This window comes from Parasulfitobacter algicola, assembly GCF_013315265.1.
Classification (GTDB): Bacteria; Pseudomonadota; Alphaproteobacteria; order Rhodobacterales; family Rhodobacteraceae; genus Parasulfitobacter; species Parasulfitobacter algicola.
Window position 1 is genome coordinate 62,183 of the sequence record NZ_JABUFE010000008.1, and the last position, 26,127, is coordinate 88,309.

24 protein-coding genes are annotated in these 26,127 nt (G+C 50.9%); 11 read left to right on the forward strand and 13 right to left on the reverse strand.

Going from position 1 to position 26,127, the window contains the following annotated elements; genetic code table 11:
- Nucleotides 1-81 precede the first annotated feature (81 nt).
- The 4 genes from HRQ87_RS13380 to guaA form a co-directional block, all read right to left on the reverse strand.
- Entirely contained in the window at nt 82-1,629 is a 1,548-nt protein-coding gene (locus HRQ87_RS13380) for an alanine/glycine:cation symporter family protein (protein ID WP_174138948.1), read from the reverse strand.
- 11 nt (nt 1,630-1,640) lie between these two features.
- Nucleotides 1,641-2,078: a universal stress protein gene (locus tag HRQ87_RS13385; RefSeq protein WP_174138949.1), complete on the reverse strand. Its 438-nt coding sequence runs from the start codon at nt 2,076-2,078 to the stop codon at nt 1,641-1,643.
- Nucleotides 2,079-2,339: 261 nt separating this feature from the next.
- A complete protein-coding gene (locus HRQ87_RS13390; protein WP_174138950.1) occupies nt 2,340-2,978 on the reverse strand; it encodes a YdcF family protein in 639 nt (212 codons plus the stop codon).
- Complete coding sequence (guaA, locus tag HRQ87_RS13395; protein ID WP_174138951.1) at nt 2,975-4,537, reverse strand: glutamine-hydrolyzing GMP synthase; 1,563 nt, start codon at nt 4,535-4,537, stop codon at nt 2,975-2,977. The genes HRQ87_RS13390 and guaA overlap by 4 nt, the downstream gene beginning before the upstream one ends.
- Nucleotides 4,538-4,684: 147 nt before the next feature.
- Between guaA and HRQ87_RS13400 the strand changes: the two genes are divergently transcribed.
- Nucleotides 4,685-6,229: a trimethylamine methyltransferase family protein gene (locus tag HRQ87_RS13400; protein ID WP_174138952.1), complete on the forward strand. Its 1,545-nt coding sequence runs from the start codon at nt 4,685-4,687 to the stop codon at nt 6,227-6,229.
- Here the strand turns inward: HRQ87_RS13400 and HRQ87_RS13405 are convergent, their stop codons facing one another.
- Nucleotides 6,230-6,517, reverse strand: coding sequence for a DUF6477 family protein (locus HRQ87_RS13405; protein ID WP_174138953.1), 288 nt, complete (start codon nt 6,515-6,517; stop codon nt 6,230-6,232).
- Nucleotides 6,518-6,747: 230 nt separating this feature from the next.
- On the opposite strand from HRQ87_RS13405, the gene HRQ87_RS13410 reads away from it, so the two are divergent.
- Both HRQ87_RS13410 and HRQ87_RS13415 read left to right on the forward strand, forming a co-directional pair.
- A complete protein-coding gene (locus tag HRQ87_RS13410; RefSeq protein ID WP_174138954.1) occupies nt 6,748-7,857 on the forward strand; it encodes a DUF6456 domain-containing protein in 1,110 nt (369 codons plus the stop codon).
- A 125-nt stretch (nt 7,858-7,982) separates the two neighbouring features.
- Complete coding sequence (locus HRQ87_RS13415) at nt 7,983-8,405, forward strand: MAPEG family protein (protein ID WP_174138955.1); 423 nt, start codon at nt 7,983-7,985, stop codon at nt 8,403-8,405.
- Here the strand turns inward: HRQ87_RS13415 and HRQ87_RS13420 are convergent.
- Entirely contained in the window at nt 8,402-9,568 is a 1,167-nt protein-coding gene (locus HRQ87_RS13420; RefSeq protein ID WP_174138956.1) for an NAD(P)/FAD-dependent oxidoreductase, read from the reverse strand. The genes HRQ87_RS13415 and HRQ87_RS13420 overlap by 4 nt on opposite strands.
- 102 nt (nt 9,569-9,670) lie before the next feature.
- Here HRQ87_RS13420 and aroQ point away from each other — a divergent pair, with 102 nt between their 5' ends.
- Nucleotides 9,671-10,114: a type II 3-dehydroquinate dehydratase gene (gene aroQ / locus HRQ87_RS13425; RefSeq protein ID WP_174138957.1), complete on the forward strand. Its 444-nt coding sequence runs from the start codon at nt 9,671-9,673 to the stop codon at nt 10,112-10,114.
- Nucleotides 10,111-10,866: a helix-turn-helix transcriptional regulator gene (locus HRQ87_RS13430; protein WP_174138958.1), complete on the forward strand. Its 756-nt coding sequence runs from the start codon at nt 10,111-10,113 to the stop codon at nt 10,864-10,866. The genes aroQ and HRQ87_RS13430 overlap by 4 nt, the downstream gene beginning before the upstream one ends.
- A gap of 525 nt (nt 10,867-11,391) precedes the next feature.
- Here HRQ87_RS13430 and tsf read toward each other — a convergent pair.
- From tsf to HRQ87_RS13445, 3 genes are all read right to left on the reverse strand, one after another.
- Nucleotides 11,392-12,267, reverse strand: a complete 876-nt coding sequence (gene tsf / locus HRQ87_RS13435) for a translation elongation factor Ts (RefSeq protein ID WP_174138959.1) — start codon at nt 12,265-12,267, stop codon at nt 11,392-11,394.
- A gap of 74 nt (nt 12,268-12,341) precedes the next feature.
- The gene (gene rpsB, locus HRQ87_RS13440) at nt 12,342-13,142 is read right to left on the reverse strand and encodes a 30S ribosomal protein S2 (RefSeq protein WP_174138960.1); all 801 of its coding nucleotides are present in this window, start codon (nt 13,140-13,142) and stop codon (nt 12,342-12,344) included.
- A 479-nt stretch (nt 13,143-13,621) separates the two neighbouring features.
- Entirely contained in the window at nt 13,622-14,539 is a 918-nt protein-coding gene (locus HRQ87_RS13445; RefSeq protein WP_174138961.1) for a DMT family transporter, read from the reverse strand.
- Nucleotides 14,540-14,717: 178 nt separating this feature from the next.
- On the opposite strand from HRQ87_RS13445, the gene HRQ87_RS13450 reads away from it, so the two are divergent.
- Nucleotides 14,718-15,398 (forward strand): 4Fe-4S cluster-binding domain-containing protein, encoded by a 681-nt coding sequence (locus tag HRQ87_RS13450; protein ID WP_174138962.1) that lies wholly within the window; start codon nt 14,718-14,720, stop codon nt 15,396-15,398.
- A gap of 248 nt (nt 15,399-15,646) precedes the next feature.
- Here the strand turns inward: HRQ87_RS13450 and HRQ87_RS13455 are convergent, their stop codons facing one another.
- From HRQ87_RS13455 to HRQ87_RS13465, 3 genes are all read right to left on the reverse strand, one after another.
- Nucleotides 15,647-16,726, reverse strand: a complete 1,080-nt coding sequence (locus HRQ87_RS13455) for a LysM peptidoglycan-binding domain-containing protein (protein ID WP_174138963.1) — start codon at nt 16,724-16,726, stop codon at nt 15,647-15,649.
- 126 nt (nt 16,727-16,852) lie between these two features.
- On the reverse strand, nt 16,853-17,806 hold the full coding sequence (gene lipA, locus HRQ87_RS13460) for a lipoyl synthase (protein WP_174138964.1): 954 nt from the start codon (nt 17,804-17,806) through the stop codon (nt 16,853-16,855).
- A gap of 81 nt (nt 17,807-17,887) precedes the next feature.
- The gene (locus HRQ87_RS13465) at nt 17,888-18,109 is read right to left on the reverse strand and encodes a sulfurtransferase TusA family protein (protein ID WP_174138965.1); all 222 of its coding nucleotides are present in this window, start codon (nt 18,107-18,109) and stop codon (nt 17,888-17,890) included.
- Between the two features lie 94 nt (nt 18,110-18,203).
- Between HRQ87_RS13465 and HRQ87_RS13470 the strand changes: the two genes are divergently transcribed.
- The 3 genes from HRQ87_RS13470 to HRQ87_RS13480 are packed head-to-tail and all read left to right on the forward strand — an operon-like array spanning nt 18,204 to nt 21,575.
- Nucleotides 18,204-18,956: a cytochrome c biogenesis CcdA family protein gene (locus tag HRQ87_RS13470; protein WP_174138966.1), complete on the forward strand. Its 753-nt coding sequence runs from the start codon at nt 18,204-18,206 to the stop codon at nt 18,954-18,956.
- 58 nt (nt 18,957-19,014) lie between these two features.
- On the forward strand, nt 19,015-20,217 hold the full coding sequence (locus tag HRQ87_RS13475; RefSeq protein WP_174138967.1) for a hypothetical protein: 1,203 nt from the start codon (nt 19,015-19,017) through the stop codon (nt 20,215-20,217).
- Nucleotides 20,214-21,575: a cytochrome P450 gene (locus HRQ87_RS13480; protein WP_174138968.1), complete on the forward strand. Its 1,362-nt coding sequence runs from the start codon at nt 20,214-20,216 to the stop codon at nt 21,573-21,575. Before HRQ87_RS13475 ends, HRQ87_RS13480 begins: the two co-directional genes overlap by 4 nt.
- Nucleotides 21,576-21,614: 39 nt before the next feature.
- On the opposite strand, the gene HRQ87_RS13485 is transcribed toward HRQ87_RS13480, so the two are convergent.
- On the reverse strand, nt 21,615-22,034 hold the full coding sequence (locus HRQ87_RS13485) for a hypothetical protein (RefSeq protein ID WP_174138969.1): 420 nt from the start codon (nt 22,032-22,034) through the stop codon (nt 21,615-21,617).
- A 321-nt stretch (nt 22,035-22,355) separates the two neighbouring features.
- Here HRQ87_RS13485 and HRQ87_RS13490 point away from each other — a divergent pair, with 321 nt between their 5' ends.
- Entirely contained in the window at nt 22,356-23,345 is a 990-nt protein-coding gene (locus tag HRQ87_RS13490; protein WP_174139046.1) for a TAXI family TRAP transporter solute-binding subunit, read from the forward strand.
- A gap of 115 nt (nt 23,346-23,460) precedes the next feature.
- A complete protein-coding gene (locus HRQ87_RS13495) occupies nt 23,461-25,722 on the forward strand; it encodes a TRAP transporter permease (RefSeq protein ID WP_174138970.1) in 2,262 nt (753 codons plus the stop codon).
- The last annotated feature ends 405 nt before the right edge of the window (nt 25,723-26,127 follow it).

Here is a 26,127-nt window from a genome sequence, read left to right on the forward strand (position 1 = left end):
TATTATTTAGCAAGATAATTACGAAAGGGCGTCGAAGCGGAGTGGGTGGGAAAGGCGACATTGCCGCCTTTCCAAATGCTTCTAATGGTTAAATTTTTTGATTTCACCTGACGCAAGACGCGCACTGTATGATTTCAGCTCTTGCTTGACGATCGACATCAGAAAATAAAGTGCAGTGATGTTGACGACAGCCATAGCAAAGATCGCAGCATCTGAAAAATCAATCACTGGGCCAAGACTTGCAGCAGCACCAATCACGATGAAAATGCAAAAGATTATCTTGAACGTCAGTTCTGATTTTTCGCCTTCACCGAACAGGTATGTCCATGCTTTCAGCCCATAGTAGGACCATGAAATCATTGTGGAAAAGGCAAACATCACCACTGCAACAGCCAAAACATAGGGAAACCAACTGATCGCAGATCCAAAGGCGGCGGATGTCAGTGAAACACCGCTGTTGCCGTCGACAGTCGCAATTGATGACCCATCAAGCATGTAAAGCCCAGTGCTTTCATCAATCAGCAATTGCCCTGAGATCGTAATCACCAATGCTGTCATGGTGCAAATGACAACTGTATCAATCAAAGGCTCTAGCAATGACACGAAACCTTCGGTGATTGGCTCTTTTGTTCTGACGGCCGAGTGTGCGATGGCCGCTGACCCAACGCCTGCTTCGTTTGAAAAGGCAGCCCGTTTAAAGCCTTGGATCAAAGCGCCGACGAAACCGCCAGCAACGCCCAAACCTGTAAAGGCCCCCATAAAGATTTGACCAAAAGCCCAACCAATCTTGTCATAGTTCACAAGGATGATGATCAAGGCAGCACCAACATAAAGAATACCCATGAAAGGCACGATCTTTTCAGTGACATTTGCGATTGATTTAATGCCACCAATGATCACAGCAAAGACGACGGCCGCAAAGACTAAACCGGTAATCCACCCGGGGTAATCGCCTGTAATCCCTGCAATTTGTGCATGGGCCTGATTGGCCTGAAACATATTCCCGCCACCCAGTGCACCTAAGATACAGAAAACTGAAAATAAGATGGCCAATACCTTACCACCAGGCAACCCGCGTTCTTCAAAACCCTTTGACATGTAATACATCGGGCCACCCGAAACGGATCCATCTTGGTATTCGTTTCGATATTTTACACCCAATGTACATTCTGTGAATTTTGAAGCCATACCCAATAGACCTGCCAAAATCATCCAGAATGTCGCACCCGGACCGCCAATTCCCACAGCCACCGCGACACCTGCAATGTTCCCAAGGCCAACTGTGCCTGACAGTGCGGTTGCAAGCGCCTGGAAGTGGCTGACTTCGCCCGCGTCATTTGGGTCTGAATAGTCGCCTTTAACCAATGAAATAGCATGGCCAAAAAAGCGTAGCTGAACAAAGGCAAAGTAAATGGTAAAGATAGAAGCCGCCACAACCAGCCACAAAACAATCCAAGGAAAACTTGTGCCGGGCAGGGGGGCAAAAATCAGGTTTACGAATGGCCCAGTGACTTTGGCAAATATAGCATTGACCGTTTCATCCAACGACATGGCTTCTTCTTGTGCCACCGCAGGCATTGCGGTGATCAGCAGTGCAACTGTGAAGATAAGTTTGCTTATTAATTTCATGGGTTCACTCCTTAGGCGATGACCGTGACAGGCACGGTTGCACTCATGACTAGGTTCGCAGTTGAACTTCCAAAGATACGTTTTGCAAATCCACCTTCGGACGCACGGCATACGATGATTTGCTGCCCTTTTTCTTCTTCGCAAATCCGGTTCAATGTATCTGCAACATCACCATGCCTAACCTTGCCGCGGGCGGTTAGGCCGGCGCTGGTCAAGGTTTCAACAGCTGGATCAACGACACGTTCATGCGCTGTCGTGATCTCGGCCTCTCGTCTTTTGTGACGTAGTGCATTTTCTTCAGCGGTCTGAAATGAAAATGGCGACCATTCGATTACATAGACAACTAAAAGTTCACAATCCCCGATCCTGATTGCCAAGTCTTTTGCGAAAGCAAGTGCACGGTCCCCCGACCCTTGGCCATCAAGGCCAATTACCAACGTTGTGGTCATTCGTTTTCCTTTCTTCCCTGTCAGAACACCCGAAAGCATTCAGATGGCACAGACCGCCAGTACATTGCGCATCACGGCCGTTCTGTGCTCTGCGTGGATTTATGTTAACCATTTTGGATTGTATTTGGGATTAATATTTCGATCACAGGGCATTATTTGCACAAAAATTGCGCACATGCTGAACATTAATACGAATATTAGCCTGGTTTTTAATGTAAATTGATCACTAAAATTGCGTCGAAAGACGACGATCACAAATTCTTACTGTAAAATAGTGTCCCGGTTTTCTGGCGTTGTTACGCCAGCGATGTACCACAAACCCAACCGACCCAAGTTAAACCACCACGCAGCGGCTTCCCGGATGATCAGTTTAACAGACGATCCTGTTCTGAATTTTGATGAATGGGCCAGTGCGATATCGGCATCAGTGGCCCATGCAAAAGACAGATAGGCGCGCGGTAAGTGAAACCCTTCGGTCACAAGGATCAAGCGATCAGCTGACATCAGATAGGGGGCTGAGAATAAAGCGTTTTGCAATGTTGAAAGCGATGCGTCTTCTGCCGTAATCGCATATCTGGGTACCCCTAACTGAATTGCGTAATCTGCCATCTGATCCCCAGCACTGGGGCCATCGGGAACAGCACGGCCACCTGTCATATGCATCTTCGGGGCCACACCTGTCTGATAAAGCTGAACAGCCTTTTCAATTCGCCCCTTGGTCGAGCTGTGCAACGTTCCGTCCGCACTCATCCCTGCGCCAAGAACGACGATAACATCTGCTGTTGCAAAAGGATCAGGTTCAAAAGCAGCTTGTAAATGCGCAAAAATCCAAATGAAAATGCAGGTGCTAGTGAAGATAATCGCGCACCAAAGGATCAAGCGTTTAATACGTCGGATCATTCCCACTCAATCGTGCCGGGGGGTTTTGAGGTGATATCATACGTCACGCGGTTGATGCCACCGACTTCGTTTATGATCCGTGTGGCAGTTTCACCCAAAAATTCGTGGGTGAACGGATAATAATCTGCAGTCATACCATCAACCGATGTGACAGCTCGCAAAGCACAGGCATAATCATAAGTGCGGTAATCGCCCATGACACCGACGGTCCGTACTGGAAGAATGGCGACAAAGGCTTGCCAGATTTCGTCATAAAGCCCGTGTTTGCGGATCTGATCGATATAAACCGCATCTGCCTTGCGCAGGATATCTAGTTTTTCACTCGTAATTTCACCAGGACAGCGAATGGCCAAACCTGGACCCGGAAAAGGATGCCGACCAATGAAACTGGCAGGCAGACCAAGTTCATGCCCCAAAGCGCGCACTTCATCCTTAAACAGCTCGCGCAGCGGTTCCACCAGTTTCAGACCCATTTTTTCGGGCAAGCCGCCAACATTGTGGTGCGACTTGATGGTTACCGAAGGTCCGCCGGAAAAGCTAACCGATTCAATGACGTCCGGGTAAAGGGTCCCTTGAGCCAGAAATTCAGCACCTTCTATGTCGTTGGCATATTTCTGAAAGACGTCGATGAAAAGCTTGCCGATGATTTTACGTTTGGTTTCGGGGTCTGACACGCCTTCAAGTTGGCCCAGAAACAGATCGCTTTCATCGGCGTGGATCAGTGGCAGATTGTAATGTTCGCGAAACATGGTGACGACCTCGGCCGCCTCGTTCATACGTAAGAAACCGTGATCGACGAAAACGCAAGTTAGCTGATCACCAATGGCTTCGTGAAGCAAAACAGCCGCGACAGAACTGTCGACGCCACCTGACAATGCACAGATGACCTTTTTATCGCCGACTTGTTCGCGGATTTTCCGAATGGCTTCTTCTCTGTATGCCCCCATCGTCCAATCACCGGTAAATCCAGCCAATCGCACAAAATTTTCATACAGTGTTTTGCCGTTCGGGGTATGGTGAACCTCGGGGTGGAATTGTACAGCAAAGAAATTGCGTGACAGATCGGCGGTGATGGCAAAGGGCGCATTAGGTGATGTCCCGTAGACCTGAAAGCCGGGTGCGATCTGGCTGACATGATCTCCATGTGACATCCAGACCTGTTCGCGATCTTCCAGAAACCAACCGTTCAGCAAATCGATACGGTCGTCGCCGGGGGTTACATAGGCCCGTCCAAATTCAGCTGTGCCGTGGCCGCGTTCGACTTTGCCGCCCAACATATGCATCATCACCTGCTGACCATAACAAATGCCCAGGATCGGCACACTCAGATCGAAAACATGGGCAGGCGGCTGCGGTGCGCCATCGTCGAACACACTGGCCGGGCCTCCCGAAAAAATCACTGCTTTGGGGGCGAATTCGCTTAGAAAATCATCCGTTACATTCTGATAGGGATGGATTTCACAATAGACATTCAACTCGCGCAATCGGCGTGCAATCAACTGCGTCACCTGGCTGCCAAAGTCGATAATCAGAAGGCGGTCATGGGATATCTCGGTCATATCAGCCTCGTATGGGCTTCGCCGTTTTTGTGCAAGAGGTAAGGTTACTGAAATGAATGTCGCTTTCCAGTCGGAAAGGGCGCAATTTGCTTATGTGAAACCTAATTCCGCCGTTAATGTATGCCAAAGACTTTCGGAGGGATCACTATGTCGGACACAAGCGCACGCAGACGAACACGTGGCGGCGGCGGTGCTGCAAGGCGTGCAGAGCGCACTAGTGTGAGTTTCGAGGTTGCGAAGTATATTGAACGCAACATCCCTCTGACTGAACTTCTGGACGAAGAAGCCCTGCAAATTATCGAGGCGAATGCCGAAATTATTCTAGAAGAAATCGGAGTTGCTTTTACTGACAATCCTGATGCTTTGAATGTGTGGAAAGAGGCAGGCGCAGATATGAGCGGTGAACGTGTCCGTCTGCCCAAAGGTTTGGCGCGCAAGTTATGTGAAACAGCCCCATCGCAATATAAGCAGCATGCGCGAAATCCGGACCGTGGTGTTGTGATTGGCGGTAAAAATTTAGTCACGGCCCCTGTTTATGGCCCGCCGTTTGTGCGCGATGTGAACGGTGGCCGCCGCTATGCCACGATGGATGATTTCCGCAAATTCGTGAAGCTGGGATATATGTCCAAATGGCTGCATCATTCCGGTGGAACAGTGTGCGAACCCACAGATGTGGCCGTAAACAAGCGCCATCTGGATATGCTGTTTGCGCATATGACGTTAAGTGATAAACCGTTTATGGGGTCTGTGACCGACCCCACCCGCGCACAAGACAGCGTTGAGATGTGTGAAATTCTGTTTGGCGCAGATTTTGTGCAAAATAACACGGTCATGACATCGCTGATCAACATCAACTCTCCGTTGACATTTGATGCCACAATGATGGGTGCGCTTGAAGTCTATGCAAAAGCTGGTCAGGCCTGCATCGTATCGCCCTTTATTGTTGGTGGTGCTATGGCCCCCGTCAGTGTGATCGGAACTTTGACGCAAGTGTTGGCCGAGGTCATGGCAGGTATTGCGTACAGCCAGCTGATCCGCCCCGGTGCGCCTGTGATTTTTGGCACCTTCGTGACATCGATTGATATGAATTCAGGTGCCCCGACCTTTGGTACGCCTGAGGCAAGCCAGATTTTATATGGCGCTGGTCAATTGGCGCGTAGGATGGGGCTGCCGTTTCGATCCGGTGGCGGGCTTTGCGGGTCAAAACTGCCCGACGCGCAAGCCGCTTATGAAAGTGCAAATACGCTGAATGCGGCACTGATGGGGGGCGTGAATTTCATGCTGCACAGTTGTGGCTGGTTGGAAGGCGGTCTGGTCGCCAGCCCTGAGAAATTCGTGATGGACGCGGATCAGCTTGGCACGTTGCATAAAATGGCCGCAGGGGTACGTGCTGATGAAAACGCCCAAGCGATGGATGCCATTCGCGAGGTGGGTCCCGGGGGGCATTATCTGGGTTGCGCGCATACGCAGGCCAATTTCAAAGACGCGTTTTGGCGCACTGAACTTCTTGATTACAAGCCATTTGAAACATGGGAGGAAGAGGGCGCACAGGATACTGTCGCCCTTGCCGCAAACCGTGTCGCTAAGTTACTGAACGACTATCAACAACCGATGCTTGATCCTGCAATCACGCAAGCGTTGGAAGAATATGTGACGAAGAAGAAAGCGTCGCAACCAGATGCGATTGGCTGATTAACGACAGTTTGCGCGCAAAAAATTGGCTTCGGCAAGCATCGCGATCAGCACTTCAACGTGGCATACGCAGCTATAGGCTGCATTCTTGTCTTTGCGACGCGCGTTCATATCAGCCTCAATCGCCATAAGTTTTGCGATGGCCGCGCCATGTGATATGCGGGTGTCCGATTTCAACAGACGCCCCAAGGTTTTTTCACGAATATAATAACTTACGCCGTGTTGGGCTGCTGTAATTAGCAAGCTGGGGCGGCGCAGTGTTTCAAGCAGTGTCAGTAAGTCTGTCATAGGTCTATTCCTGAATTTGTGTTAATTGCAGCGGGGAAAATTGCACAACTTTTTCGTGTGTTGCGCAAAGCCAGAGTCACCGTACGCACCTGTTAACTTTGGTTATTATTTACGAACCATTATCGCCTCGTAGCGGATTTTAACGATCTGGTAAGAAACGCACTCTTAGGTTGTGGAAAATTTTTTAGGGCTGAAAAATAAGCCTTATGAAAAGTTCCTCGGAGGATAAAATGCTTCAATTGGTTGGCCCATGCGGTCAAAATGCTTTGCCCAATTGGGTTCCTGAGGCGGCGCAGCATTACCTGATCCATACTGAGACCGGTCGCTCTATTCGTGCTTTGGCGCGCGGCGCGGGGTGTCATGCCTCGACTGTTCTCAGACAAGTACGTCGGTTCGAAAACCGTCGTGACGATCCGCTTATCGATGAAGCTCTGCGCAATCTTGGCGCAGCGCATTTCAGGGGTAAAACGCCTCGGGATGATAAGGATCAAGTAACGATGACTGCTCAATTTAGCCCTTCTGACCTTAAAACTGACGATGAAACCATTAGTCGCGAAGGCCGCCGTATTCTGCGCCGTCTGTGTGAAACGGGTGCCGTTCTGGCCGTTGCTGCCGATATGGAAAAAGCTGTCGTAATGCGCACAGCCGCAGATGGATCCAGTACACGAACAGCCGTCGTGGACCGTTCAATTGCACAAGCGATGGCACTTAAAGAATGGATCAGTTGCAATAAATCAGGCCGTATTTCACGATATGAAATTACCAGCGTTGGTCGGGCTGCCCTGAAACGTCTGCTGGAAACTGCTCCGGCAGATGATGACGATGCCGACAGCCAATATGCCAACCAGCACCGTGAATGGGGCGAAAAGTCTGTTTCCGGCCAGTCAGAGCGGGTGCGTTACAATCTTGCAGAATCGCCACTGGCGGGATTGGCGCGTCGTAAAGACAAAAATGGCGAACCTTTCTTATCCGAGGATCTAGTTGCCGCAGGCGAACGTTTGCGCGAAGATTTTGAACTGGCGCAAATGGGGCCACGGGTTGCGCAGAACTGGGATAAATTTCTGACCGGTGGTGATCGCGGCGGCTTTAATCCTGACAGTGGTTTTGGCAATGGCCCTGCTGATGCCCGTGATCGTGTCGCCGAAGCGCTTAGCGATTTGGGGCCGGGTTTGGGCGATGTTGTTCTGCGCTGCTGCTGCTTTTTGGAGGGTATGGAAACTGCCGAAAAACGCATGGGGTGGTCAGCCCGTTCTGGCAAGATCGTCCTGCGGATCGCGCTTCAGCGGCTCAAACGTCATTACGAAGAACGGTATGGTCCTTACGGCCCGATGATCGGTTAATAAGACATCCACAGAATAATGCGCCGTCCTATCGGGGGCGGCGCAAACCGTTTGATCGGCATTGTTATCGCCTGATAATCATCATAGCGTTCCACAGCGGCATAATAACTCATGGGGCTGACTTTATGATGTTGGAACAATATTACGCTTTTTCAATCTATCTTGGACTGAGCATTCTGATCCTGCTTTGGCTTGCGATGAATGTCGGCAAGGTGCGTGGGCAACAAAAAATATCTATTGGTGACGGTGGCAACCCGCATCTGATCCGCGCCATGCGAGGGCAGGCAAACTTTGTTGAACTGGTCCCGCTTGCATTATTGGGAATGCTTGCGATGGCTGCACTTGGGGCGCCTGCATGGGCCATTCACGTTTTAGGCGTGGCATTGACAGTTGGCCGCATCTTGCACGGGATGCATTTTGTAAAACAAGATGCACCGGGGTGGCAGCGTACAGTCGGGACGATGCTGACAATGCTGGTTTTGGTTCTGTTGGCGTTGGGTTTGATTGCACACGCGATCTATGGTTTGGCTTTTACAGTGCCGGTCTAGACAATCGCAATTTCCGGAAATGGCGTTTCTGACAACACCCTTTCAACATCAAGGTCTGACAGATCAAGACTGCGAAATGTGCCATGGCAGATCAGTTCTGCCAGACCGCGCCCAATTGCGGGGGCTTGTTGCAGGCCGTGCCCGCTGAAGCCATTGGCCAGATACAGGTTTAACCAATGGGGGTGCTGGCCAACAATCGCGTTCTGATCCAGTGTGTTATAGGCATAGTGCCCCGCCCAAAGCCCAACCACTTTTGCCTGCTCAAACGCGGATGATCGGGCGTAAAGGGCGGGCCAAATATCGCCTTCAAACTGCTGATGCTCTGGTTCAAAATCATCTGGATGCGTTGCCTGATCATCCTTTGGAATGACCGCACATAGCCAGCGATCATGTTCAGGCCGAAGATAGTATCCTTGGGGATCAATCATCAACGGGGCGTTCGGATAACGTGCCTTGGGGGCATCAATCAGGAAAACAGTGCGCTTGCGTGGTTCAACGGGCAGTGTGTCACCCAGCATCTGTAAAATACTGGCGGCACTCGTGCCTGCTGCATTCACGAACGCCCCGGCTTGTACGACGCCTGCATGCTGCAGGGTCACTTCGGTGATGCGCCCCTGTTTATGGTACAACCCGCAGACGGTATCTTGAACAGTTACCACCCCTTGATGCTTGGCCGCCATTTTGAACGCGCCAAGAAGGCTCATGTTATCAAACCAACCTTCATCCCGCAGACCTAATGACCCAAGTGTGATGTCATCAAAGGTCATCCAAGGAAAACGCGCGGACAGATCTCTGGGTGACAAAAGCGCTGTTTCGGCACCCAGATCATTCTGTATATCCGCCACCTGTCTAAGTGTGCTGGCACCAGACCGGGTTGAAGTAAGAAACAGATATCCGTTTTCCGTAACTGGAATAGGATCACAGCCAAGATAAGTCTGAATATCTTTCAGGAATGCAACTCCGAATTGGGAAATCTGAACATTCACCCTTGTTGTGAATTGTTGACGAATTGAGGCCACCGACAATGCGGTCGATGCGAACCGATACTGAAGATCTTTTTCAACCACCAAAATACGTAAATTGGGATCAAGACGCGACAGCCAATAGGCGACAGAACTGCCCGTGATCGCCCCGCCAATAATCAAAACGTCGTATTTTATCATTCTTAAGCACTTATCTGCGTTATGTCGTCGAATATCGGTATCAAAAGATAGACACGTCCTACGTCCTATTTTAAACCCCTAATAGAAATGGGGAAAAATCAGATGAAATCGATCTTGGTCCTGAACGGTCCAAACCTGAATCTGCTTGGCTTACGCCAACCTGATGTCTACGGCACCGTCACGTTAGATAATATTAAGGCGCAATGTGAAACCAAGGCGCATGATCTTAAGATCGGGCTTGAGTTTTTGCAAAGTAATGACGAAGGCGCGCTGATTGATCGAATCCACAAGGCGTCTGCGTCGCATGCAGGTATTATTCTGAATGCAGGGGCTTATACGCATACATCGATTGCCCTGATGGATGCCATCGCATCTGTCAATGTACCAGTGATTGAACTGCATTTATCCAATATTCATGCCCGCGAAGAATTCAGAAAAACATCTTATATTGCACCGGTTGCTATTGGTCAGATCTGTGGATTTGGCGCATATGGATATTCCTTGGCCATAGATGCACTGTTATCATACCTGGAGCAAAATACATGATGGACCGCGACTATTTGGAAGCTGTGACTGAAGCCTCGGCAATCGAAGAAATCTGGGCTTTGCACACTGAAAAAATGGCGGAATACGGGTTTGATCGTATTATGTATGGTTACACCCGTTTTTTGACGCCTAGTTCCTTGGGGGATCCGGAAGATCTGCTTGTTCTGACCAACCATAAATCAGAATACGTGGACCGGTTCGTCAACGAAGGGCATTATTTCCATGCCCCCATGATGCGGTGGGCGCGTGAAAACGAAGGGGCTTGCAGCTGGAGTTTGATCGGCCAGATGTTTCAGTCAAATGTGCTGACACCAAGTGAAAAGCGGGTATTTGAGTTCAATCAGGAAATGGGAGTCACAGTCGGGTATTCAGTCAGTTTTCAGTCGGTGTCTATCCGGTCCAAGGGGGCCATCGCGCTGACTGCAAAACAAGGTATGACACAAGACGATATTGATGCTGTCTGGAGCAAACATGGCCGTGATATTGTCATCATGAATAATGTGGCACATTTGAAAATTATCAACATGCCATACTTCGGTGTGCGACGCACTTTGACAAAGCGCCAGCGCGAAGCATTGGAATGGGTGGGCGATGGAAAGACCACTCAGGATATCGCTGAAATCATGGGATTGACTGCGGCGACGATTGAAAAACACTTGCGCCTTGCGCGTGAAGCGCTGGATGTTGAAACGACAGCGCAGGCCGTTTTGAAAGCCAACATGCAAAATCAGATTTTCATTTTGGAAGCCTGAAGTGCGCTAAAGCTTTTTTTATAATCGTATAATTTTTTTTAAATGCCATGTTTGCAGCGCGAATTTTTGGGTAAAGTATTGAAAATAAAAGTAAATATGGGTAAATAGCCTGTAAAAAAGGGTAAAAAAACCGTAAAATTCCCCTTTTTTTCGTCAAAAGGTAAGGAATTCCGCACTTCCTTAACGCGACGTAAATTTGCATTCTACATATGTTCCGTGAGTGGAGGCTAAGCCTTAGGAACGGGGCCGTACCCCCTGAGATTTCAGGGCAATGCGGCCCACCCGGTTAAACCGGTGGCTGACTGCGGCGGTATATTTTATCCGTATGTCAGCAACCCGTTGCGTCTGTTCTCATCCCCAAGATGGGCGCAAAGGTTACGGTGTCGTCAGCGCCCGACGACATCGTTTTAAAAGAGGACTTTGAAAGACCCCAAGACTTTCAAATCAAAGCCTTTTTAAAACGAAAAACCCCAGAGGAAACTCTGGGGTTTATTTTTGTCTTACTAAAAAGAATCAGCTGTCTTTTTATGCTTTTCCGACTTTCGCAACTTCTGCTGCAAAATCCTCTTCGACTTTCTCGATGCCTTCGCCGACTTCCAGACGCACATAGCCTGTCAGTTCCACTCCTGCCTCTTTTGCAGCTGCAGCTACAGTCAAATCAGGGTTCACCACGAAATCCTGCCCCAGCAAAGTCACTTCGGACAGGAATTTTTTCATCCGGCCTTCGATCATTTTCTCAATAACCTGTTCTGGCTTGCCGCTTTCGCGAGCTTGTTCAGTCAAAACCTGTTTTTCACGATCAACAAGTGCCGGATCCAGATCTTCAGCACTTAACGATGCTGGATTGATCGCAGCAATATGCATCGCGACTTGGCGGCCAAACGCTTCGTTATCGCCATTCATCGCAACCAGAACGCCAATCTTGCCCATACCGGCAACAGCAGGGTTGTGTACATAAGACACAACGCTACCGCCTTCCAAAGTCGACATACGACGCACAGACATGTTTTCACCGATTGTAGCGATCTTGTCTGTGATCGTTGCCTCTACGGTTTTTCCGCCAATTTCAGCAGCTTTCAACGCATCGATATCTGATACAGTCATTGCCGCATCTGCGATGTCGGAAACCATGCCCTGAAAATCAGCGTTCTTCGCAACAAAATCGGTTTCAGAGTTTACCTCAACCGCAACGCCTTTGCCGCCATCAACTTTGACCGCAACCAGACCTTCGGCCGCTGTACGGCCTGATTTCTTGGCAGCTTTGGCCAACCCTTTTGTGCGCAGCCAGTCTACAGCGGCTTCCATATCGCCATTGCTTTCGGTTAACGCCTTTTTCGCATCCATCATACCTGCGCCAGTTGAATCACGCAGTTCTTTCACCAATGCAGCTGTGATCGCCATTTTGGGATCTCCTTGGTTTATCATGAAGATAAGTTGCGGGATTAACCCGCAACCAATGTCAATTTTGTAAAGCTTCAGCTTTCAGCAGGTGCTTCCGCAGCGGGTGCCTCTTCGGCCGCCGCGTCTTCTGCAACAGCTTCTTCAACAGGGGCATCAACCATTTCACCCAGATCGATACCTGCGGCACCTAACTGTGTGCTCATCCCTTCAAGGGCGGCGCGTGCGGCCAAGTCACAATACAGGCTGATCGCACGGGCTGCGTCGTCATTGCCGGGGATAATGTAATCCACACCATCAGGCGAACAGTTCGTGTCAACAATCGCAACCACGGGAATGCCAAGCTTTTTCGCTTCGGCAATGGCCAGATCTTCTTTGTTCACATCAACAACGAATAACAGATCAGGAACACCGCCCATTTCGCGGATCCCACCAAGGGACGCCTGCAATTTAGCCTGCTCACGTTCCATACCAAGACGTTCTTTCTTGGTCAGACCTTCTGCACCGGTTTCCATTTTTTCGTCAATTTCGCGCAAACGATTGATTGACTGAGAAACCGTTTTCCAGTTCGTCAGCGTACCGCCCAGCCAGCGGTGGTTCATGTAATACTGCGCGCATTTTTCAGCGGCTTCCGCAATCGGGCGCTGCGCCTGACGCTTGGTGCCAACAAACAGAATGCGGCCATTCTTGGCGACGGTTTCCTGAATGACATGCAAAGCCGCGTCCAGCATTGGAACGGTCTGTGTCAAATCCATAATGTGGATGCCATTGCGTGAGCCGTAGATGAACTCTTGCATGCGGGGATTCCAGCGTTGGGTCTGGTGCCCGAAGTGAACGCCTGCTTCAAGAAGCTGACGCATGGTAAAATCGACGGCCATGTCCGTATCCTTTCCGGTTTGTGCCTCGGCGGGGCATCAGGATTTTCATCCAACCGGCGGATTTAAAAGGGATTTTTCCCCAAATAAACCCAACCCCACCTGTGAATTGAAGCTGCCATATAGCGAAGGTTTTTCAATGGTACAAGGGCTTTTCTGCCCGCGCCGAAAGTCATGCCGCAAGATCTTAACACTGCGCGCGTTGCGCAAGGTGGGGCCCCGGGGCCCCAAGCGCGGTAAGTTTTGTATAATTTGTACACGGGTTTTGTACATAAAGTTTTGTACAAAACTTTGATTTCCATAGAAAAATAGATGGATTTTGATCTGTCAATCCGTGCGATAGGGGCAGACCTTGGTAAGAGGTGTGGGACTGTCAACGAAGATTTAGGATGTGTTGATTTTAGTTTTGAGCTTACATGCACTTCGTCGCTGAAGCCGAAAGAAAGTGATTGGGTAACATAAAGCGAATTGTCTTGGCATGCTTATTCTTCAGTCTTCGCACGACGCATGATTTTGTTTGTGCTATGGAAAATATAGACACCGAAAATTGCGATTGAACCACCGATAATCGTCTGAAAAGATGGAATATCACGCAATAGAATGAAACTTAGAGTAAGCGATATCGGTGGGACAAGATATAGGCTGTTGACGGTACGCCCAGGTCCAATTTGTCCGATGGAATAAGCCCAGGATGCATACGCCAGTGCGGATGGAAATATACCAAGGAAAACGACGATGACTGTTGTCTTGAATGAGGCATTACCGATTTGCTGGATGCCTTCGCCGGACCATGGCAGCAAAAATATAAGTCCAGCCAAGACTGTATAGGCTGTACATGTCACAGCCCCGTAACGTGCGACAAGCGGACGTTGTAGAACGAATAGTATTGCTGCACAGCAGGCAGCTATAAAAACAAGCATCGCCCCAGAGCCGAATGCCAAACCACCCGGTTGCGCCTGCGCAATAAGGGCCATACCAAAAAATGAAATCAGGCTGCCGATCCATGACCGAAGCGGAAGCCGTTCGCCCAATGCGAAAAACCCAATGATTGATGCGATTATAGGCAACATATTGACGATAAAGCTTGCAGCGCCTGGACTGACCGTGACTTGTCCGAGGTTAAGAAAAATATTATATGCAGCAATTCCCAACGCGCCACAGATAAGAAAAATGCCAGCATCGGTCAGACGCGGTATGTTTGGACGTGTCCAAACAAGCCATGCGGTCGCAACAAGACCCGCGATTAAAAAACGAATGTTGGCAAGCGGGATCGGCTCTAATTCGTTCAGGGCAAATCGGATGCCAGGAAAGGCCGCAGCCCAAGACAGAACTGAAACACCTATTGCTGGAATAATATGCCGATAGTTCACAAGCTTGATCTTTTCGGTCGGCGTGGGCATCTTTTCTCCGTAATTAGGTGTTTTTATTTGACATTCGTACCGCTCTGGCTAGTCGTGGATTGTGCGCCCATGTCTTTTCTAAAACAAAATTTATCAAGTACATTAAGTGATATTCGAGTGATATTAAGATGACAAGTTGGGCAGATCTGTAACGCTAAATTCAAACCGCGGGGGCCTCATGCTGGATAAAGCCAAAAATGATATACGGAAGACTGAAGTTTTTTGTTTTGATCCTGAATTGATTGTTGAAATTACAAGTGTTTGCGATTTGAACTGCCCGGGATGCTATTCGCCGACGCTTCGCACAACGGAAAAGCCTGAAATCACGTTGGCGCAACATCCTGATATGTTCATGCAGCCCGCCGCGTTAGCTAAGGCGCTATCTAATCTTAATCCCACGCCACGAAGCCTGTCACTTCGTGGAGGAGAGCCATCACGGCATCCTTTATTGGCTGATCTGATACGTGTTTCGGCGGATGTTTGTGAAACGGTTTGGGTTGAAACTCATGCCCGATGGTTGGCTGTGAATGATGACAGAAGACGTGACTGGATCCAGACGTTTAAGCAAACGAATGCAATCGTCAAAGTTTCTTTCGACAAAATGCATCACCTTCGGACAGATATTCTGCGCGACATTACGGATGTTCTTGAGGCCGAAGATCTGAGGTGGATGATTGCAATTACAGAGCCGGATCAGGCAAGCTTTCAGAAAACCCGTAATAGATGTGACTGGGTGGAAGATCACAGAATTACGTTTCAAGAGTTCGTCACGGATCACAGGCTGCTTGTGAGCCCGCCGTTGGGAACACTTTCCGTCGCAGGACGACTGCAAACGCAACCAACATCCCATTTTGAATAAGGTGAATTATTTGTTGAGTGTTTAAACTTACGCGTGGTGTGTTCTGCAGCACAAGAGCTTTACGCGCCGACCGTTGCGCGAGGTGGGGCCCCGGACCCCATGCGCACACAGTTTTGTATATTTTGTACACGGGTTTTGTACCAAATATTATGTACAAACCTGCTCTAAAAGTCAGCTAAACGATGGCTGGAATACCTGACTTTGGAATTCAATATCATTACTGGCTCACCCAATTTTGCAAAACATCCCTAGTCGGGCGATAGCATTATTGGAATTGCAGCTCCGGTTGCAGGTCTGAAACTGGCACCGCCAGCACCAGCGGATCGTGCAAGCCATTGACTAAATGTGACTGCAGATCCTTCACCTGCAGCAATGATGACAGGTCCTGTAGATGCTATTGCAATAGCAGTGACTGTTATGCCAGCAAATATCACACCTTGTTCTGCTGCGATGCGCCGCCGCCGCTGCTGCATGACCGGGCTTTCGTCGCCGTCATATGGTGTTGCGCGTACATTGTGCCGCCAAGGTGTGAATTCATAAGGTGGTTTGGGGGGATCAAGATAGGGATCAACTATTGGCTTATAATTAGGATCAACCTTGGCTTCGAGCGTGGCTTTTAATCCGGCGGTTGCAAAAAAGATATCTCTGATCTTGCCGTTATAGTCCGGAAACTCTGCAACTAGTTCAGCGCTTATCGCTTCTTTGGTGACTTTTAGACCAGAATAAAGAGACCGAAAGAAGATGCCATCAGGCAGATATTTTGCTATGCCTATTTTAAAAGTAACCTGTTCGGTCTTGGGGTCATAATTGACACTTGCTACACCTGTCAGTTCCATTAATGCTGCAGAAATATCTTTCTTATGTTTATAGCTGTAACCATCTTTGTGCGCATAGGAAAGTTCGCCTTTTGAGAAAAGGCTTAAAACAATTGTCCCCGTTAACTTAAATGTAATTGTTAATCCTGGAGCATAGAAAGTCTGAACCGGTAAATCAGCTACATTAAATGAATACGAGACAAGTTTGTCATCTTTCTTCGGATTGGGGTTTTCTAGATGGTATTGCTTTAGTGATTTTGGTTCGCAATCGTCTTGTCCAGTACTATTCGAAGTGATTGTTGTCAGTGGTGATCTAGGTGGCAACATAATGCAATCGCCGGGTCGTAAAATGTCAGGGTCGTTGATGCAAACTGCGCCATGACTTTGTGCTATTGGGCCATTATTGAAAACAAATATGTTTCGCCATTGGTAACCAGATCCGAAATGATTTTTTGCGATGGACCAAAGTGTATCGCCTCTTTTCACAATATACGGTTTGCCGTTCAAAAACATGGTTTATCCTTCTGAATAACTTGGTCAGTTCAGTAAAACTTTGAAATTGTAACAATAAAATATTTGGTCTTTGTCTTTAGGTTGGCAAATGGTGGCTTGTTGTCAAATTTACAACGACGGAAATATTTACCCCTGTGCCAGTTTTTTCAGCCGTGCCTCTCGCAGCCGTGCGAAGTCGTCGCCGGCGTGATAGCTGGATCTGGTCAGGGGGGTGGCGGATACCATCAGGAAGCCCTTGCCATAGGCCGCTTTTTCATAGGCCGCGAATTCGTCGGGCGTGACAAAGCGGTCGACGGCGTGGTGTTTGGGGGTGGGCTGCAGATATTGGCCGATGGTCAGAAAATCGATGTTGGCGGCGCGCATGTCGTCCATGACTTGCAATACGGCCTGACGATCTTCGCCCAGCCCCACCATGATACCGGATTTGGTGAACATGGATGGGTCCAGTTCCTTGACCCGCTGCAGCAGGCGCAGCGAATGGAAATACCGTGCACCCGGGCGGACCTCGGGGTAGAGGCCAGGTACGGTTTCAAGGTTATGGTTAAAGACATCGGGTTTGGCGGCCACGACCACATCAAGCACCGCAGGGTCGCATTTGATGAAATCAGGCGTCAGGATTTCGATCGTCGTGCCGGGCGACTGGCGGCGGATGGCGCGGATGGTCTGCGCAAAGTGTTCGGCCCCGCCGTCTTGGATATCGTCACGGTCGACCGAGGTGACCACGACATGGTTCAGCCCCAGCTTTTTCACGGCATCGGCGACGCGGCCGGGCTCAAAAACGTCCAGATCCTCGGGCGGCTTGCCGGTGGCGATGTTGCAGAAGGTGCAGGCGCGGGTGCAGACCTCGCCCATGATCATCATCGTGGCGTGGCCCTGGGACCAGCATTCGCCGACGTTCGGGCAGCCCGCTTCTTCACACACGGTGACCAGCTTATGTTCGCGCATGATCGCGTGGGTCTGTTTATAGCCGTCGCTGGTGGGGGCCTTGACGCGAATCCAGTTGGGCTTTTTGGGCTGGGCATTGTCCGGGCGACGGGCCTTTTCGGGGTGCCGCTGTTCAGGAATTTTGAGATCGCGCATGGTTTTGCCCTTTCGTTGTCAAATAGATAGGGGATGTTTTGCGAAATGTCCCGCGACTTTATTGCATGGCTGGTATTTGGATTATGCGGATTTTTTGCGGATGAAGTAGATGTGATCGGTTTGTTCGATTAACTGATGCCCGGTTTCCATGCAGAAATGCGGGATGTCGATCAGGGCGGCGGGGTCATCGGCCTGAACGCGAAGGATGGCATCAGCAGCCATGGATTGCAGGCGTTTGCGGATTTTCAGAACGGGCAGGGGGCACAGAAGGCCCAACGCATCAAGGTCATCATCATAGGTCATAGGCGTGAGTTAGGTGTCCTGTTACAGTTTGTCCACGCATATGTGAGCACACAGATGGGTGACGGGCGCGCAAAGCTTCGCTATGTGGGTTGTTATGTTTGAGATATCCCTGATCGATGCTTCTTTTGCCACCGCCCTGCTGATCGCCCTGATCGCAGGCTTTTTTTCGTTTCTCAGCCCTTGCGTTTTGCCGATCGTGCCGCCCTATCTGGCGTATATGAGCGGGACGTCGTTGTCTGAGATGAACGAAACCACCGTCGCGCGACGCAAGGCATTGTTTTCAGCATTGTTTTTCGTGATGGGTCTGTCGACGATATTCCTGTTGCTGGGCTTCACGGCATCGCTTTTGGGCACACTTTATCTGACCTATCAGACACAGCTGACCATGGCGGCAGGTGTGGTGATTATGATCTTTGGCGGGCATTTTATCGGTGTTTATCGCATTCCGTTTCTAGATCAGGACATGCGGATTGATGCGGGCGACCGGGGCGGATCTGCTTTTGGCGCCTATGTTTTGGGGTTGGCGTTTGCCTTTGGCTGGACACCGTGTATAGGGCCGCAACTGGGTGCCATTCTGGGGCTTGCCGCATCCGAGGCCGACGTGGCCCGCGGCACCACATTGCTGGCCGTTTATGCCATTGGGCTTGGCATTCCGTTTCTATTGGTGGCAGCATTTTTGCCAAGCCTGACAGGTGTCATGAACTGGACCAAGCGGCATATGAAGTGGATCGAGCGGTCCATGGGTGCGCTGTTGTTAATCGTGGGGCTGATGATGGTAACCGGCAAATTCACTGATTTTAGTCTGTGGCTGAATGAACGTTTTCCGATTTTACAGACCTTCGGCTAAAGCTGCACTTAATATTAGGATTTATCTGCGTTATGCTTACCCGACAAAGGGTTAGCGAATGCATCAGGTATCAGGTCAGGCGGTCAAACGGCGGCGGGTGTTTTATATTCCCGGCTATGATCCGTTTCCGCCGCGCCGCTATCGCGAGCTGTACCGCGAGGAAAGCGGCAAACAGGCGGCGATTTCTGGATATCAGATCAGCCAGACCGCGGGGGCTGCGGGCAAACCTTACGGCTGGCATGTGGACAGTGTGATCGACGGGGCGGCCGTGACATCGGATATTCAGGTGCTGGTCTGGACCGATTTGGTCAGGTCGTCCATGACGCAAAGCATTTGGGCGACCTATGTCCAGTTGGTGCGCACGGCCTGGATTTATATCGGGTCTGGAGCATTGCGGCGGCTGACATGGTTGCGCAAGGGTCCGGTGATTGCAGCGCTTTATCCGATTGGCATGCTGTTGGCACAGCTGATCATGGCAGTTTTTCTGGCCTATGGCGCGGGGCGGCTTTTGGCGATGCTCCATCCATTGGCCGGGTGGGTGGCAGTTATCGTTGTGCCACTGGTTCTGATGGTGTTTCGGTCATGGGACAACCGGCTTTATGCGTATTATCTGATGCATGATTATGCCTATTCGGCGCAATCACGCGGGGCTGTGCCGCCTGAATTACAGGCGCGAATGGATCAGTTTCGCGACCGAATTGCGCAGGCAATGCACGACGATGTGGACGAGGTTCTGGTGGTCGGTCATTCATCTGGCGCACATTTGGCGGTGTCGATTTTAGCCGATCTTATTCGGCGGCAAAGCGGGGCAGGGCCTGCATTGGGGTTGCTGACATTGGGACAGGTGGTGCCGATGATTTCGTTTCTGCCCGATGCGGGTGAATTGCGCCGCGATCTGCAACAGCTAAGCGTATCGGACGCGCTGACATGGGTCGATGTGACCGCACCGGGCGATGGCTGCGCCTTTGCGCTGTGCGATCCGGTGGCGGTATCTGGCGCGGCGACTGATGCGCAGAAATGGCCGCTGATCATGTCAGCTGCATTCACCAAAACCTTGCAGCCAGACACATGGGCGGCACTGCGGTGGAAATTCTTTGCACTGCATTTTCAGTATCTATGTGCCTTTGATCGGCCCGGGGCCTATGATTATTTTCAGATCACAGCTGGGCCGATGACGTTGGCGCAGCGGTTCAAGGGGCGCACGCCGTCGCGATCAAAGATCACACGCGTGGCGTCGAAATACACATCGGTGGCCCCGTGACGCGGCCGCCCAAACCCCAAGCGCGCGCGGATCACGTCAGCCTGTGGCGCTATGTTCGGTTGTTTCGGCACGATATTCTGTCGGCGCAGCCAGCGCGGTTGTATCGCGCCTGGATGGCCGAATTTCGCACGCCATTTTTCCGTAGTTATCTGGTGAACCAGCCCGACCTGATCAAACGTGTGTTGCAAGAGCGGCCTGGTGATTTTCCGAAATCTGATCGGATCGGCGCCGGGTTGCGCCCGTTGTTGGGCAACAGTGTTTTCGTTACCAACGGTGCGGTTTGGGAACGTCAGCGCCGTATTATTGACCCTGCGTTCGAAGGTGGACGTCTGCGCGATACGTTCCCGTCGATGTGGGATGCGGGGCAGGCAGCCGTGGCGCGGATGGGCGTCTTGGCGACGGACGATCCGGTCGAGGTGGAACAGGAAACCAGCCATCTGGCGGCGGATGTGATATTCAGAACGTTGTTTTCCATTCCGATTGAACATCATCTGGCCACGCAGGTTTTTGAGCAGTTTCGTGAGTATCAACGCAGCCAACCGATTTTGAACTTGGCGGCCTTTGTGCCGGGACCACGCTGGATGCCGCGTCTGTTTCGGCGCAAGACGGTGCAGACGGCGCGGGCCATTCGTGGATTGATCCGGCAGTTGACCGATGATCGCCGCGCAGCCATTGCGGCGGGCACGGCACCTGATGATCTGGCGACCAAGATCATGACAACGGCTGATCCTGAAACCGGGCAGACATTCACGGTCGATGAGATGGTCGATCAGGTGGCGATCTTCTTTTTGGCAGGTCATGAAACCAGTGCGTCGGCGCTGGCCTGGGCGCTGTATCTGATGGCGCTGTATCCTGACTGGCAGGATCGTATTGCGACAGAGGCCGCAGGGCTGACGAATGATTTCGCGACCGTGTCAAAACTGACGGTGACGCGCGATGTCTTCCGCGAGGTGCTGCGACTGTATCCGCCCGTGCCGATGATGGTGCGGGAAAATACATGCCCAGAAGTGATGCGCGACCGCACAGTTGCACCCGGTGCACAGATCGTGCTGTCGCCCTGGCATCTGCACCGGCACGAACGGTTATGGGACCGGCCCGATGATTTTGACCCGGCACGGTGGCAGACCGAGAACGGCAAGACGTGCCAGCGTAGCGCCTTTATCCCGTTTTCCGCCGGGCCGCGGGTCTGTACGGGGGCGGGGTTTGCGATGATCGAAGGTGTGTTGTTGCTGGCGCTGCTGGTCAAGCATTTCCGATTTGAACGTGTAAAGGCGCGTGATCCCGTGCCTGTCGCGCATCTGACCGTGCGGTCGCGCGACGGAATATACCTGAAGGTTCGCAGACGGTTACCTGAGTGATGTTTCTGAGTGCATTGGTTTGGATCAATGTCTGCAATTTTATTGGGTGCACCTATAGGCTGAACAGCATACACTATTATAGCACGTGACGCGGTTGTGATCGATACTTGAAAGCTGAGCCCCAACCGCTTCGGCTGTTTTCAGACACTGCTGTGAGACTTTCGACTGTAGCGCGAGCGCTTCTTCCATAAGTTGCTTTTGCAAAGACAAATCCAGCGTGGCCATCATTTGAACCGTTAACTTCATCAAAGGGCGGTATGCATTAACTTCCTGTGCTGTACACCCGGCTGAAATAGCAGGGGCGTAAGTTCCGTAAAAAATGATATCAGTATATGTATCCATTGGTGTCTGACCAGATATATCAACCGGTGTGATTGTATTTTCGGTGCTGATCTGACTGTTCTGATTAATAAAAACCCAAATTCCAATAGCTAAAAGAGCAAATATAAAAAATCGCATAATATCCTCATAAATTGTATTAAATAATATTCACTAGCATAGCATATTTTTAAGGATGATGCACCGTATTTGAATGGCAACCCTATTTGAATGGCAACCCTTGGGTAGGAAGTATCAGTTATTTCAAAAACGTTAGTGTTAACGTAGTTTTTATTTTTGAAATTCGATGTTTTGAACAAGAAATGAAGCGATTTATCGTTGCTTGGCTCTTGAACTTATTTCAATTTACTCTCTATATGTTCCGACACTTGGGGGAATGCCCAGGATAAGATATAAACAGATCTGCTGAAAAGCAGAATAGGGAGAAATTTCATGGTATCCATGCAAAAATGCGCAGGCGTAATGGCTGCGGTTGCATTAACGACGACTGTAGCTTTCGCGGACGCGCATGCTGACAAAAGCGACTGGCCATCCAGCTTTACGGTCGGCACAGCATCACAGGGCGGCACATATTTCGCCTATGGGTCTGGCTGGGCAAACCTGGTAGCAGAAGAGCTTGAGATTTCAGGCGGTGGCGAAGTCACGGGCGGGCCAATGCAAAACATGGCGCTGGTTCACACAGGCGACGCGGCATTCGGCATGACCACAATGGGCCCTGCGGCGGAATCGCTAAACGGCACCAACCCGATCGCACCTGGCCTGCAAATGACCAACGCCTGTGCGATGTTCCCGATGTATCAGACACCGTTTTCAGTGACGGTCCTGTCATCATCCGGTATCACATCGATTGCAGATATTCCTGCGGGCGCGCGTATTGGATTTGGCCCTGCTGGGTCGACATCTGACACATATTTTCCGCGCATGATGGAAGAACTGGGCGTCGATTTTGAACGCCGCAACGGCGGTTGGTCTGACCTTGGTGGTCAGTTGCAGGATGGTCTTCTGGACGTGATCGCGTTTGCCGCCGGTGTTCCGGTACCAGCCGTTAGCCAGCTGGAAGTGCAGACTGATGTGAACATTATCGAGTTTACCGAAGAAGAGCAGATGCAGATCATGGAAGCCTTTCCGGTATCCCAGTTCAACATCGCGGCTGACACATACACAACGCTTGAAGCGGATGCGCGGTCTGTGTCCATGTGGAACTTCGCGATTGCCAACTGCGATCTGCCCGCCAGCTTTGTCGAAGCGGTTGTGGACGTGGTGATGTCGGACAATGAACGTATGGTAAATATCCATCGTGCGGCGCGTTCAACCCTGCCTGAAAACTGGGATAAGAACACTGTTATGAAATGGCACCCTGGTGCGGCCAAGTGGTTCACTGAAAATGCAGGTGCCACAATCGCAGCGGATATGATCCACGGCGATATGTAAGCTTTGCTTGATCTGCTGAAAATTGGCCGCGCGCTTCAAAAGGAGCGCGCGGCCAAACTGCCAAAAATATATAAGACGACCGCCATTCGTGCGGCGCACCGACAGGGTATAATGAATGACCAGCCAGCTGACTGATGAAGGTCCCGTAATTGCCGAAGGGGTTGATGAAGAAGCCGTTGAAAGCAATCGCCGACTTTTTGAAGGCAAATCCTATATCTTTATTGCGGCGTTTGCGGCGATCTATGCTGGGTTTCATATGATCGCACTGAATGGTGTGTCGATTGAATCTTGGACTGGCATCCGCATCCCTTTGTTGCCGCAATTCCCGCTTGAAACATGGAACTTCCGGATCATCCACATCGCAGGGGCTTTGGCACTGGGGTTCATGCTGTTTTCAGCCAGCAGTTTCACCGATGACGACCGGGCTGAAACCAAGATGCTGTCGATGCTGGGATCTTTGCTGATTTTCCCGGCCCTTTGTGCGGCGGGCACGACGATCTATTTCATCACCCTGATCAATAGCGGCGAATTGCCTGTGATGAGTGGCCTGACCACATGGCCTGCCTTTAAAGGGGCAGCACTATATAATTACGAGATTTACTGGTACGGTTTGCCGCTGTTGGTGGCGACCTTGGGCGCAATTGTCTTGGGCTGGTTCGAACATCGCCAGCGCCATAAATTTGCGGTCAGCGATGTTATTCTGGCAGTTTGCGCCATTGCGGTCGCAATGTATCTGATCCCGATTTATTCGACGGCTGTGCGCAATTCGGTTGGCACGCCCTTTGTGCCGATTGGTGTGGCTTTTGCGGCGACAGCGGGGGCTGCTCTAATCCTTGAATTGACACGCCGTGTGGCAGGTCTGGCGCTGGTGGTGATTACGGGCATATTTCTGCTTTATACGTTCACCGCGCATCTTTTGCCTGGTATTCTGGCCGTTGATCGGCCTTATTCATGGCAACGGTTCTTTGGGCATGTCTATTCTGATGCGGGTATATTGGGGCCAACAACGGCAGTGTCGTCGACCTATATCATTCTGTTCATCATCTTTGCAGCGTTTCTTCAGGCATCGAAAGTGGGCGATTATTTCGTCAATTTCGCTTTTGCGATGGCAGGCCGTGCGCGTGGTGGGCCAGCAAAAGTGGCGATTTTCGCATCTGGGTTGATGGGTATGATCAATGGTACGTCAGCGGGTAACGTGGTAGCGACCGGATCACTGACCATTCCACTGATGAAGAAGGTCGGATATCATAAGAAAACATCAGGCGCTATTGAGGCCGCAGCATCGACCGGTGGTCAGATCATGCCGCCGATCATGGGGGCCGGGGCTTTTATCATGGCTGAAATCACGGGTATCCCATATCAGGAAATCGCGATCGCGGCGATCATCCCGGCCATACTTTACTTTGTTTCGATTTATTTCATGGTCGATTTTGAGGCCGCTAAACTGGGTATGCGCGGTATGCGCGAAGATGAATTGCCCAAGTTCCGCGATATGGCGCGCCGGGTCTTTTTGTTTTTACCGATCATCATTCTGATTGCAGCGCTGTTCATGGGGTATTCGGTGATCCGGGCTGGTACACTGGCCACGGTTTCGGCTGCGGTTGTTAGTTGGCTGACGCCTTACCGAATGGGCATTAAATCCAGTGTCAAAGCGTTTGAGATTGCGGGCGTGATGTCGATCCAGATCATCGCTGTATGTGCTTGTGCGGGCATTATCGTGGGTGTCATCAGCCTGACCGGGGTTGGCGCACGGTTTTCTAGCCTATTGCTGGGCCTGGCCGGGGTCAGCCAGCTATTGGCGCTTATATTTGCGATGTGCATCGCGATCTTGCTGGGGATGGGCATGCCCACCACAGCCGCCTATGCGGTGGCCGCATCAGTTGTGGCACCGGGATTGGTTAACTTGGGCATCCCGCCGCTGACCGCGCATTTCTTTGTGTTCTATTTCGCTGTTGTGTCCGCCATCACGCCGCCTGTGGCCTTGGCCAGTTATGCGGCCGCGGGCATATCGGGGGCCAACCCGATGGAAACATCTGTAGCATCGTTCAAGATCGGGATCGCCGCGTTCATCGTGCCGTTCATGTTTTTTTACAATTCGGCTATTCTGATGGATGGCACCACATTCGAAATTCTGCGCGCAGCGGTCACGGCGATCTTTGGGGTGTTCCTGCTTAGCTCGGGCGTGCAGGGCTGGTTCGTGGGCGCCCGTTCAGCGTGGTTCATCCGCGTGGGGCTAATCGTTGCAGCGCTGTTCATGATCGAAGGCGGGCTGGTGTCTGACTTGATTGGGTTTGGAGCGGCTGTTGTGCTGTTTTTTGTGCAAAAGGTCCTGAAACCCGCCCCCGACGCAACAATCCAGGTGCGCGGCGCTGACTGATGTCGCGTCGCCAGTGGGATCAGTTTCGGCGATAATAGGGAACTCTCAAAGCACCATGTCGGTGCTTTGCATTTGAGTAATTTTGCGTAAAATTTTGTGGAACGTCGCGTCCCCTTGACTCGATGCAACGGATTTTCTGAATCCTATCAAGAGGCCGCGTCACGAAATATCACCCCAAATGTCAAGCATTTCTGACCCACACCGAACCCTCAATGCTTAGGCGCGACATGGACCGCGCCGGGGCCGCGTCTCATTGAGGCGCGGTTCTTTTTTGTTCTATCGCAATGGGTTCATCGCCAACCGTATCGTTGTGCTTTTGTTCGGGCATGCGCCGCCAACCACGTGGTTTCGTCGAAGAGGTGATGGGCAAGCGCAAGGCTGACATCTTCCTATCTGGGGACATGA

Coding starts and splice junctions, on each gene's coding strand:
- HRQ87_RS13380 (WP_174138948.1), bottom strand. CDS start 1,629: ATGAAATTAATAAGCAAACTTATCTTCACAGTTGCACTGCTGATCACC.
- HRQ87_RS13385 (WP_174138949.1), bottom strand. CDS start 2,078: ATGACCACAACGTTGGTAATTGGCCTTGATGGCCAAGGGTCGGGGGAC.
- HRQ87_RS13390 (WP_174138950.1), bottom strand. CDS start 2,978: ATGATCCGACGTATTAAACGCTTGATCCTTTGGTGCGCGATTATCTTC.
- guaA (WP_174138951.1), bottom strand. CDS start 4,537: ATGACCGAGATATCCCATGACCGCCTTCTGATTATCGACTTTGGCAGC.
- HRQ87_RS13400 (WP_174138952.1), top strand. CDS start 4,685: ATGTCGGACACAAGCGCACGCAGACGAACACGTGGCGGCGGCGGTGCT.
- HRQ87_RS13405 (WP_174138953.1), bottom strand. CDS start 6,517: ATGACAGACTTACTGACACTGCTTGAAACACTGCGCCGCCCCAGCTTG.
- HRQ87_RS13410 (WP_174138954.1), top strand. CDS start 6,748: ATGCTTCAATTGGTTGGCCCATGCGGTCAAAATGCTTTGCCCAATTGG.
- HRQ87_RS13415 (WP_174138955.1), top strand. CDS start 7,983: ATGATGTTGGAACAATATTACGCTTTTTCAATCTATCTTGGACTGAGC.
- HRQ87_RS13420 (WP_174138956.1), bottom strand. CDS start 9,568: ATGATAAAATACGACGTTTTGATTATTGGCGGGGCGATCACGGGCAGT.
- aroQ (WP_174138957.1), top strand. CDS start 9,671: ATGAAATCGATCTTGGTCCTGAACGGTCCAAACCTGAATCTGCTTGGC.
- HRQ87_RS13430 (WP_174138958.1), top strand. CDS start 10,111: ATGATGGACCGCGACTATTTGGAAGCTGTGACTGAAGCCTCGGCAATC.
- tsf (WP_174138959.1), bottom strand. CDS start 12,267: ATGGCGATCACAGCTGCATTGGTGAAAGAACTGCGTGATTCAACTGGC.
- rpsB (WP_174138960.1), bottom strand. CDS start 13,142: ATGGCCGTCGATTTTACCATGCGTCAGCTTCTTGAAGCAGGCGTTCAC.
- HRQ87_RS13445 (WP_174138961.1), bottom strand. CDS start 14,539: ATGCCCACGCCGACCGAAAAGATCAAGCTTGTGAACTATCGGCATATT.
- HRQ87_RS13450 (WP_174138962.1), top strand. CDS start 14,718: ATGCTGGATAAAGCCAAAAATGATATACGGAAGACTGAAGTTTTTTGT.
- HRQ87_RS13455 (WP_174138963.1), bottom strand. CDS start 16,726: ATGTTTTTGAACGGCAAACCGTATATTGTGAAAAGAGGCGATACACTT.
- lipA (WP_174138964.1), bottom strand. CDS start 17,806: ATGCGCGATCTCAAAATTCCTGAACAGCGGCACCCCGAAAAGGCCCGT.
- HRQ87_RS13465 (WP_174138965.1), bottom strand. CDS start 18,109: ATGACCTATGATGATGACCTTGATGCGTTGGGCCTTCTGTGCCCCCTG.
- HRQ87_RS13470 (WP_174138966.1), top strand. CDS start 18,204: ATGTTTGAGATATCCCTGATCGATGCTTCTTTTGCCACCGCCCTGCTG.
- HRQ87_RS13475 (WP_174138967.1), top strand. CDS start 19,015: ATGCATCAGGTATCAGGTCAGGCGGTCAAACGGCGGCGGGTGTTTTAT.
- HRQ87_RS13485 (WP_174138969.1), bottom strand. CDS start 22,034: ATGCGATTTTTTATATTTGCTCTTTTAGCTATTGGAATTTGGGTTTTT.
- HRQ87_RS13490 (WP_174139046.1), top strand. CDS start 22,356: ATGCAAAAATGCGCAGGCGTAATGGCTGCGGTTGCATTAACGACGACT.
- HRQ87_RS13495 (WP_174138970.1), top strand. CDS start 23,461: ATGACCAGCCAGCTGACTGATGAAGGTCCCGTAATTGCCGAAGGGGTT.